Raw genomic sequence first — 8,770 nt, 5'->3', positions numbered from 1 at the left:
TCTGCCGCCCACGTTTCTCTTTCTTCAATATTCAATTTTCAAAGAACAGACGCCGCAGACGCGATGTCGTGGCCCGTTACGCTTGTGGCTTCGGGGCCGTCCGAGTGTCGCTTACGCGGCTCTCTTGAATTCTCACAAGGGCTTTCTCAGAAGCAAACTGCTTCGCCGCCAGCGGCGCACCGCCCTCGTTCGTGAGGCGTATATAGTCGCCACCAACCAGAACTGTCAACACCGATCACGCATGTTTTTGAACTTTTTGCGACAGAAGTTTTGGAGTCCGCAGACTGCCCCAGGGGAACATTGGGGTTGCCAAGAAGGAGCCCTATTGCCGCCGCATTGCGGTTCGACACCAAGGCCAACAAAGAAGGCCCGCGCGACCCGCGCGGCGCCTTCTTATGAGAGACCAAAGCGGGGTCTGCGCACCATCGGTTCGGCACCTCTTATAAGAGAGCAAAAACGCCTCTCTATAAGAGACTGTAGAACAGAGCGTGTGAGTGGGGATTTTCGCCGCTTCGTTGACTTCACTCGCCGTGACAGGCAAATGTCATGGCCCAACAAGAGCCGACAAGCCGTTCCGCCCGGGGAAGAAGCAGCCTTTCTGGATGCCAGACACGGAAGATGTCATAGCCGTACTCGGCAATGAGCCGCCGCTGATCGCGGACGGCCGCAGCGGCCCGCCCGACCGGCGTGAGGTCTCTGCGCGTTGGCTGTCTGGCACATTCCTTACCGGCGTGACCTCAAGCGTGCTGATGGGCGTGGCGCTGTTTGCCGCCCTCGACGGTCGTCAGCAGCTGGCGACGCCGCCCGAGATCGCCGAACTGATCGGCATTGCCAATGGCGATGATTCCGGTGAAGTCGCCAAGACCACCAGGCTGGTGGCACCGCGCCAGATCGCCAAGGCCAAGGACCGCCGGCGCATGGAAGTGTCGATGGTGACCAAGGTCGGCGACCGCGACGTCATCCACACCATGCCCTTCGTGCAGATCAAGATGGCGCTTGCCGCCGGGCACACGACCAACCGCCCCTATCCGCCTTTCGACCCGATGCAGGTGTTTGGCAATGACGGCGACGACAATGCGGGCCAGCCCGCAACGGCCGCGGCCACAGCAGGCCAGATCTATGGCGCCAAGGTCGAAACCGAGATGAGCCTGAAGACCGTCGATTTCCCGTTGGAGACGGCGGCCTTCGATGAGAAGAGCGATCTTTCCGCCGATGAGGTGGAAAAGGTGGTGCGCGAGGCGGGTACGGATCTCAGCGATGGCGCCGTGCAGGTGGCGTCGCTGCACTATGTTGATCCGCAGCGATTCGGCGAAGCTTTTGCCGAAAGCATGGCCGGCTCCTACGACGTCAAGATCGTGCCGGAAAACGTCTCGGTATCGCCGCGCGCCGTTACCGACGATCAGACGCCGGCTTTCGCAGAAGAAATCATTCCCTTCACCAAGGACCTCGACATCACCGAGGCCTTCGCTGATTCGGGCTATACGGGCGATGACGCCACCGGCATGGCCGAGGCGATCGCCAAATTGCTCAACGCACCGGCGCTCAAGGCGGGAACCGTGCTGCGCGTCGGGCTTGAAGTGCATGGCGACGCCGCCAAAGTGGTTCGCACCAGCGTCTACGACAAGACAACGCATATCGTGACCATCGCGCTCGACGATCGCGGCCAGTATGTGCCGGCGCAGGAGCCGGAACCCAATCCCGAATTGCTGACCGCCTTCGACGATTCGCCGCCGGTGGTGGTGCGCGGCAATCTGCCGAACATCTATGACGGCATCTACCGCACCGCCTATTCATACGGCATGTCCAAGAAGCTGACCCAGCAACTGGTCAAGTTGCTGGCCTCCGGCGTCGACTTCCAGTCCAGGCTCAATCCGGCGGATCGCCTCGAAGTGCTGTTCTCGCAGCCCGACGGCGACGACCAGGCCTCCGACGATTCCGAGCTGCTCTATGTCTCGTCGACGTTCGGCGGGCAGACGCGGAATTTCTACCGCTTCCAGATGCAGGACGGCGGCACCGACTATTTCGACGAAAACGGCTCGAGCGCCGAGCAGTTCCTGCTGCGCAACCCGCTGCCCAACGGTAGATTTACATCCGGGTTTGGAGCCCGCAAGCATCCGATCCTCGGTTATGTCCGCATGCATACCGGCACCGATTGGGCCGCTCCCATCGGATCGCCGATCATCGCCGCCGGCAACGGCGTCGTCGAAAAGGCCGGCTGGGCCGGCGGCTATGGCAAGCAGATCATCCTGCGCCACGCCAATGGCTACGAGACCTCGTACAATCACCAGAGCGCCTTTGCCAAAGGCATCGAGCCGGGCGTTCATGTTCGCCAGGGCCAGATCATCGGCTTTCTCGGCCAGACCGGCCTCTCCACCGGTCCGCATCTTCACTACGAGCTGATCGTCAACGGCACCAAGGTCGATTCGATGCGCGTGCGCCTACCGGTCGGCAAGGTTCTGAAGGGCGACGACCTGGTTGCCTTCAAGCGCGAGCGCGAGCGTATCGACGACCTGCTCAAGCAGGAAGACAGCAATTCGCTGAAGGTCGCGAGCGCCAAGATCGAAGGCTAAACCTTCGCGCCTCCGAATCAGTGCCCCCGAATCAATCCAAACGAATCAGCTCTGCGGTTTTTCTGCGCGGAGCGACCATGGCATCCGCTCGCCGGAAACGGTCGTCCAGGCAATAACCGCCGAAAGCAGGCAAAGCAGCGCGGTGACCCAGGCGATGGCCGAGAAGGCCGCATCGCTGGCGGCGAGCCGCGTTGCGTCGAGTTCGGGCGGGATGCCGGCCATTGCCGGTTCGCCAAAACCCGGAATGCCTGATCTGACGCTGATATCCAGCACTGTCGAATAAACCCGGGCGGCCAGCGACCCCATCGCCGCCACCGCGATCAGGCCGCCAATGCGCGACACCGCATTGTTGATGCCTGAGGCGGCACCGGTATCCTTGTCCTCGACCGCTGTCATGATCGCCGTCGACAGCGGCGACACGACCAGCGCCATGCCAAGCCCCATCACCGCCATCAGTGGAAAAACCCCGGTCCAGAAACTGTGCATGCCGGCATGGCTGAGCCAGGCAAGTCCGACAAAGGCGCAGGCAACGACCAGACTGCCTGTGGCGATCGGAAACCGCGGCCCGATGCGATCGGACCATTGTCCGACCGGACCCGACAGCAGCGCGATCGACGCCGACAGCGGCACGAAGATGAAGCCGACCTCAGCCGTGCTTAGCCCCCATCCGGCGATCAGCAGCATCGGCAGGTAGAACAGGTTGGCCGACAGCGCGAAATAGAGGAAGAAAGTCGCCACATTGGCCCCGGCGAACGCGCGAATGCGAAACAGCGACAGATCGATCATCGGCTCGCGCTGCCGGCGCTCGAAGGCAATGAAGAGGATGAGCAGCACCACGCCGGCGGCAATGCTCGGCCCTGACATAAGTCCCTCGCCCTTGGCGCTCATCGAGGTCAGGCCGTAGGCCAGCGCCCCGAACGCCAGTGTGGCCAATGCCGCACCGCCGAGATCGAGGCTGCGCTTTTCCGTTGGCGCATCGGCGGGGATCTTGGCCAGCAGCAGATAGATTGAGAGCAGGCCGAGCGGCAGGTTGACGGCGAAAATCGCCCGCCAGATGCCATCGCCGAAAGCCGACAGGACGAGGCCACCCAGCACCGGTCCGAGTGCGGTGGTCAGCGCCGAGGCCGCTGCCCAGATGCCGATCGCCCTGCCGCGTTCCTTCTTCGGATAGGCCTTGGCGATGATGGCGAGGCTGCCCGGCACCATGACGGCGGCGCCGATGCCCTGGATGGCGCGAAAGGCAATGAGTACACCCGCATTCGGCGCCACCGCGCAGGCGAGCGAAGACACGATGAACAGGGCGATGCCGGCGACGAAGGCACGCCGCAGGCCGAATCGGTCCCCGGCCGCGCCTCCGGCGAGGATGAGCGCCGACAGCGTCAGTGCGTAGGCGTTGGAAATCCACTGCGCTTCGGCAAGGCTGGCGCCGAGATTGACGCGGATCGCCGGCATGGCGATGGCCAGGATCGAACCGTCGATAAAACCGAGCGCTGAAGCCAGGATCGCGGCGATCAGCACGAAGCGGCGCTGCGCTGGCGGACAAAACGAATCGCTTGGAAGAGAATCGGTCAGGGGGATGGCGGCAGCTTCGCTTGGAGATTTCATGCAGCCTGCTTAGACCCCCAATGTGCCGGCAACAACCGGCCAGCGATTGACCCACATTGAAACCAGATCGGCAGCGGCCTGTCTGCATGGGTAGGATCGCACGGGTGCAAACCGCGAATCTCGTGCTAGGTTTTCGTAGCAATCCAAAGGGGAAAAACCGCATGAAACGACCGCTCGAACCATCTGCGGAGTCGCGCGGGCGCGTCGTCGGCATCACCGATGGCGTCTTCGCTATCGCGCTCACCTTGATCGTTCTCGAAATCAGGGTGCCGGCGCATGAAATGGTCCATTCGGAGGGCGAGCTGCTTTCGGCGGTCGCGGCCCTGGCGCCGCGCTTTCTCACCTATGCGCTCAGCTTCCTGACGCTGACCATCTTCTGGTTCGGCCAGCAGGCGCAGCATGGGCTGATCGCCCGGTCCGACCGGCGGCTTGCGACGCTTAACCTGTGTTTTCTCGCCTTCATCGCCTTGCTGCCGTTCTCGACCGACCTTTTGGCCGATTTCCTCGAATTCAGGACGGCGGTGCTGGTCTACTGGCTCAATTTGCTGATGTTGGGCGTGACGCTGTTCGCCAGCTGGTGGTATGCGGAGAAGAACGGCCTTGTCGCCGAGGATGTCGATGCGGAAACCAGGCGCACCGTCTATATGCGCATCGTCAAGGCGCAGATCCTATGGGCGGTCGGCGCCGCTCTCTCTCTGGTCAGCCCCTTGCTCAGCGTCGGCTTCATCCTGCTGGTGCAGCTGATCTATGCCGCCGCGCCGCGCGCCTCACTGCTGCGTAAACTCATCGGTTGAGGTCCCGCCGACATCCGCGATTGTTGGTCCGCCGACGAATTCCACCGTGACGCCCGGCGAGACGATCTTGGCCAGTTCGCGCGCGTCCCAGTTGGTCAGGCGCACGCAGCCATGGCTTTCCGTCTTGCCTATCTTGGAGGGTTCCGGCGTGCCGTGAATGCCGTAGGTCGGCTTGTCCAGCGCGATCCACACCGAGCCGACCGGACCGTTCGGGCCGGGCGGAATGGTCAGCACCTTGTCGTTCTCGCCCTGCTTGAAATTGATGTTTGGGTTATAGGTGTAGTTCGGATCGAGCGCGATCCGCGACACCGTATGGGTGCCGGTGGGTGACGGCGTGTCCGAAGAGCCGATGGTTGCAGGGTAGGCCGCGATCAGCTTGTCCGCCGCATCATAGGCAAAAACTTCCTTCTTGCCCTTGTCGGCGACAATGCGGGCAACCGGCGTCGCCACCAGCCTGCCGAAATTGGCGACCTTGATGATCGTTCCGGGGCGGTTGAAATCGGCCTGCGGGTTCAGCGATTTCAGGTAGGCCTCATCCATATGGAAGCGCTCGGCCAGCGCTTCGGTGACGGAGGTGTAGCTCATGCGATCGAGCTGCGCCTTCTTGCTGTAATCTTCCGGTATCGAGGCGACATAGGGGCCGGCGGCGTCTTCCGGGGTGATCGTATAGGAGGCGAATGCATCGCCGCCGGATTGCGCCAGGGCTGCCTGGATGCCGACCGCATCGGTCGAGCGCAGATTGCTGCCGGTGATCTCGTTGTAGGCAGCGAGTGCCTTGTCGACATTGGAGCCGAAGCGTGCGTCGATGACGCCGGGCGAGGCGCCGGCGCGGTCAAGCAAAACCTGCAGGTTGGCCACATCCTGGCGTGCGCCAAGCGAAAGGGACGGATCGACCGATGCCTTGCCGTCGGTCTTCGGCGGCAGCGCACCTTGCTCCGTCGGCGTTTCCGGCTCGGCGGGATCTATGGCGGCCTCGTTCAGCGGCTGGCGCTTGACGGTGCCCGGCTTGGCCGGCTGCGGCGCGTCCGGATAATTGTTGTCATAGCTGCTGTCGTCCTGCGGTGCATCCGGAAAGGTTTGCGCCGAATTGTCGCCATAAGGATCGGTCTCTTCGACCTGCGGCTCGATGATGATGCTGCCATCCTCGTCCAGCCGCTTGCGGCGGTAGCGCGCCATGTCCTCGGGATTGTCGAGATAGTAGCGGTCGTCATCTTGGACGGGTGCGCGTCCGAGTTCGCGCGCCCGCAACTGGCGGCGCAAGGCGCGGCGGTCGAGCCGGGTTTGCGGCGGCTGGATGGCGATGACCTTGCCGGACTCCGCATCGACAATGACACGGTTTCCCCTGGCATCGTAGTAGACATCGAAATCGCCGTTCTGGGCGACAAGTACGCCACCGGCGTCGTCAGCGCGAACGGCCCGTGGCGCGGTGTCCTGCGTCGGCGCGGCAAGCGCGCCGGAAGATACGAGCCCAGCGGCGAACACCGAGAGGGTGAAGATCGTGCGGAACATGGTGGCCAAACTCTCCGGTCCGTAATTGCCGCCGCCCGGCAGTGTCCTGCAAGGCGAACCCCTTCGCCAGCAAACCAGTTACCCCACCATAAGGTTCCAACATGAACCGGGCATGAAGATGGCGGATTCCGGCGGCTACAGGCCCAATTCCTTGCGTACCTGCTTCGTCAGCTTGAGGACGACAAGGCGATGGCTTTCGCGCAAATAGTCCTTCAGCGCATCATCATCCATGCTCTGGCTTGTCTGACGCTGGATCCATTTCATGCCGCGCGAGGCAAGATAGGGCGCCGGCCGCAAGCCGGGCTGCTCCTTCAGTATGTCATAGGCGATATCGGAGCATTTGAAGGTGACGAAGGGTTCACTCCCCTCGTCCCAGCCGCCAATGGCAAAAACCTTGGGCCCCACCTTCCAGACATGGGCGCCGCCCCATTGGACGACATGGTTTGCCGAAGGCAAGGAGGCGCAGAAGCCGTTGTAATCGTCCAGCGTCATCCACGCCCACCCATTTTGTCAAAGGCAGCCTGAATTCAGGCTGCAGCCTCGGTCGCCACCACAGTGGGCTTCGACCGAAAATTCAACCGGTCGGAACGGCGGTGACCTTGACGGTCGAACCGTCGAGGATCTCGCCCAGCAGGATCTTCTCCGCCAACGGATCCTGCAGTTCCTTCTGCATCGTCTATCACGGCAGTCCTCGGCGATGAAAGAGCGGTCCAAGTCTGATGGCCTGCCGACTGCTGGAGCGTGTCGCTGTAGATATGCATCGACCTATCAGCTTCTGGGGCGCACCACAGAATTTACGCAGTAAAAATATGCCAATACTGTGAAATGGCTCATAGAAGCGACAAGCTGGCGCCGCAACGATAGTGGCCACCTCGCAGACCTATTTCCAGATGTTGGGGAATGAACTTCGTAGGAGCGCAATGCTCGTACGGTGCCGGTTTGCATTGTCAGCCTGGCGGCAGGGCGGCATGACATGACAGTGTTGGTTGAGAAGATTGGGGAGGTTCGATTGCCTATTTCAGGGAACGGTTGGGAAATTCTCATAACCCGCAAGAAGCAGCACAAGAGAGCGAACAAGAGCTACGCGCGAACCGTCGGAGACTACCAAGTGTTCCACAACGGAACCAAGGTCGCAGCGCTCAGCGGCATGCTCGCCGAAAGGCAGGGTCCGGGCGACAATACTCAGAGCGGCGTCACCAATCACCGCCGGATCGCCGCGGGCACCTACGAACTGTCGACCCACGACGGTGCATCCAACAACAAATACAAGACCATCGGCTACTCGACGGACCCCGGACTGGCTGCGCTGCCGCGGCCCTGCTTCCGGTTTCTCGGCACGGGCGCCCGCAGCGGCATCCTGCTGCATCCGGGCGCCGGATATCTCTACAGCATCGGCTGCTTCAACCCGGGAACGACGCTCGATTCAGCCGACGACAACCTAAAATGGGGTGACAGCCGCACCCGCGTCATCGCCCTGCTCGACGACATGAAGCAGTTCCTCGGCAACCAGTTTCCAACGTCGAACAACCAGAAGATTCCGAATGCCCACGCAGTCGTCGAGGGCGAGCCGACCTGAAACCTGACTTTGAGGGAGGAATGCCATGCCTGCGCCAAGCAATCCTGTACGCGTGACGGACATCTATCGCGGCGACAACGTGACCAGCTTCGCCACTGCCAAGGCGAACGGACTTATCGGCGTGATCCACAAAGCCACGACCGGACGAACCGGCAAGGACCCGATGTACAAAGGCCGCCGGACAGCCGCGAAAGCCGCCGGACTGCTCTGGGGCGCCTATCACTGGGGAACTGCGGTAGATGTCGACAAGCAGATCGACAATTTCCTTGGCTGGGCAGAGCCGGACGACAGCACGCTGATAGCGCTCGACTACGAGAAGACCTCCGGCAACCAGATGACGCTCAACCAGGCGCGCGATTTCCTGCACAAGCTGGCCCAGCGCCTCGGCCGCAAGCCGGTGCTCTACTGCGGCGGCCTGCTGAAGGAGCAACTCGGCCATACGAAGGACGCGTTCCTCGGCAGCCATCGGCTCTGGCTCGCGCACTACAGCGCCACTCCGGTGCCGCAGGCGAGCTGGAACAACTATTGGCTCTGGCAATATACCGACGGCGGCCCCAACGGCCCAGCCCCGAAGACCGTGCCCGGCATCCCGGGCAACAGCGCCGGTCAGCTCGACTGCGATCACTATGATGGCACGGCGGCGCAACTCGCGCAGGACTGGGCATCGTAGAGTCCGTCAGGCGGCCAAATGCCTCGGCATGCCTAACTGATAAAGT

7 protein-coding genes are annotated in these 8,770 nt (G+C 62.3%); 4 read left to right on the top strand and 3 right to left on the bottom strand.

The features are described 5' to 3' along the window. Window positions 1–602: 602 nt before the first annotated feature. Window positions 603–2,570 carry a M23 family metallopeptidase gene (locus tag AC1DX6_RS25070; RefSeq protein WP_477318293.1) on the top strand — a complete coding sequence of 656 codons (1,968 nt, stop codon included), beginning with the start codon at window positions 603–605 and terminating at the stop codon, window positions 2,568–2,570. Window positions 2,571–2,615: 45 nt separating this feature from the next. On the opposite strand, the gene AC1DX6_RS25065 is transcribed toward AC1DX6_RS25070, so the two are convergent. Continuing rightward, window positions 2,616–4,175 (bottom strand): MFS transporter, encoded by a 1,560-nt coding sequence (locus tag AC1DX6_RS25065; protein WP_477318291.1) that lies wholly within the window; start codon window positions 4,173–4,175, stop codon window positions 2,616–2,618. Between the two features lie 161 nt (window positions 4,176–4,336). On the opposite strand from AC1DX6_RS25065, the gene AC1DX6_RS25060 reads away from it, so the two are divergent. Next, window positions 4,337–4,969: a TMEM175 family protein gene (locus AC1DX6_RS25060; RefSeq protein WP_477318289.1), complete on the top strand. Its 633-nt coding sequence runs from the start codon at window positions 4,337–4,339 to the stop codon at window positions 4,967–4,969. Here the strand turns inward: AC1DX6_RS25060 and AC1DX6_RS25055 are convergent. Both AC1DX6_RS25055 and AC1DX6_RS25050 read right to left on the bottom strand, forming a co-directional pair. After that, a complete protein-coding gene (locus AC1DX6_RS25055) occupies window positions 4,943–6,478 on the bottom strand; it encodes a L,D-transpeptidase (protein WP_477318287.1) in 1,536 nt (511 codons plus the stop codon). The two genes, AC1DX6_RS25060 and AC1DX6_RS25055, sit on opposite strands and share 27 nt — an antisense overlap. A 135-nt stretch (window positions 6,479–6,613) precedes the next feature. Then, window positions 6,614–6,970, bottom strand: a complete 357-nt coding sequence (locus tag AC1DX6_RS25050; RefSeq protein ID WP_477318285.1) for an MmcQ/YjbR family DNA-binding protein — start codon at window positions 6,968–6,970, stop codon at window positions 6,614–6,616. Between the two features lie 490 nt (window positions 6,971–7,460). On the opposite strand from AC1DX6_RS25050, the gene AC1DX6_RS25045 reads away from it, so the two are divergent. Together AC1DX6_RS25045 and AC1DX6_RS25040 are read left to right on the top strand one after the other, a co-directional pair. After that, on the top strand, window positions 7,461–8,054 hold the full coding sequence (locus AC1DX6_RS25045) for a hypothetical protein (protein ID WP_477318283.1): 594 nt from the start codon (window positions 7,461–7,463) through the stop codon (window positions 8,052–8,054). A 25-nt stretch (window positions 8,055–8,079) separates the two neighbouring features. Beyond that, entirely contained in the window at window positions 8,080–8,724 is a 645-nt protein-coding gene (locus tag AC1DX6_RS25040) for a glycoside hydrolase family 25 protein (RefSeq protein WP_477318281.1), read from the top strand. Window positions 8,725–8,770 lie beyond the last annotated feature (46 nt).

Source organism: Mesorhizobium sp. P2_C4, from assembly GCF_056404575.1.
This window is presented reverse-complemented; position numbering and strand designations above follow the sequence as displayed.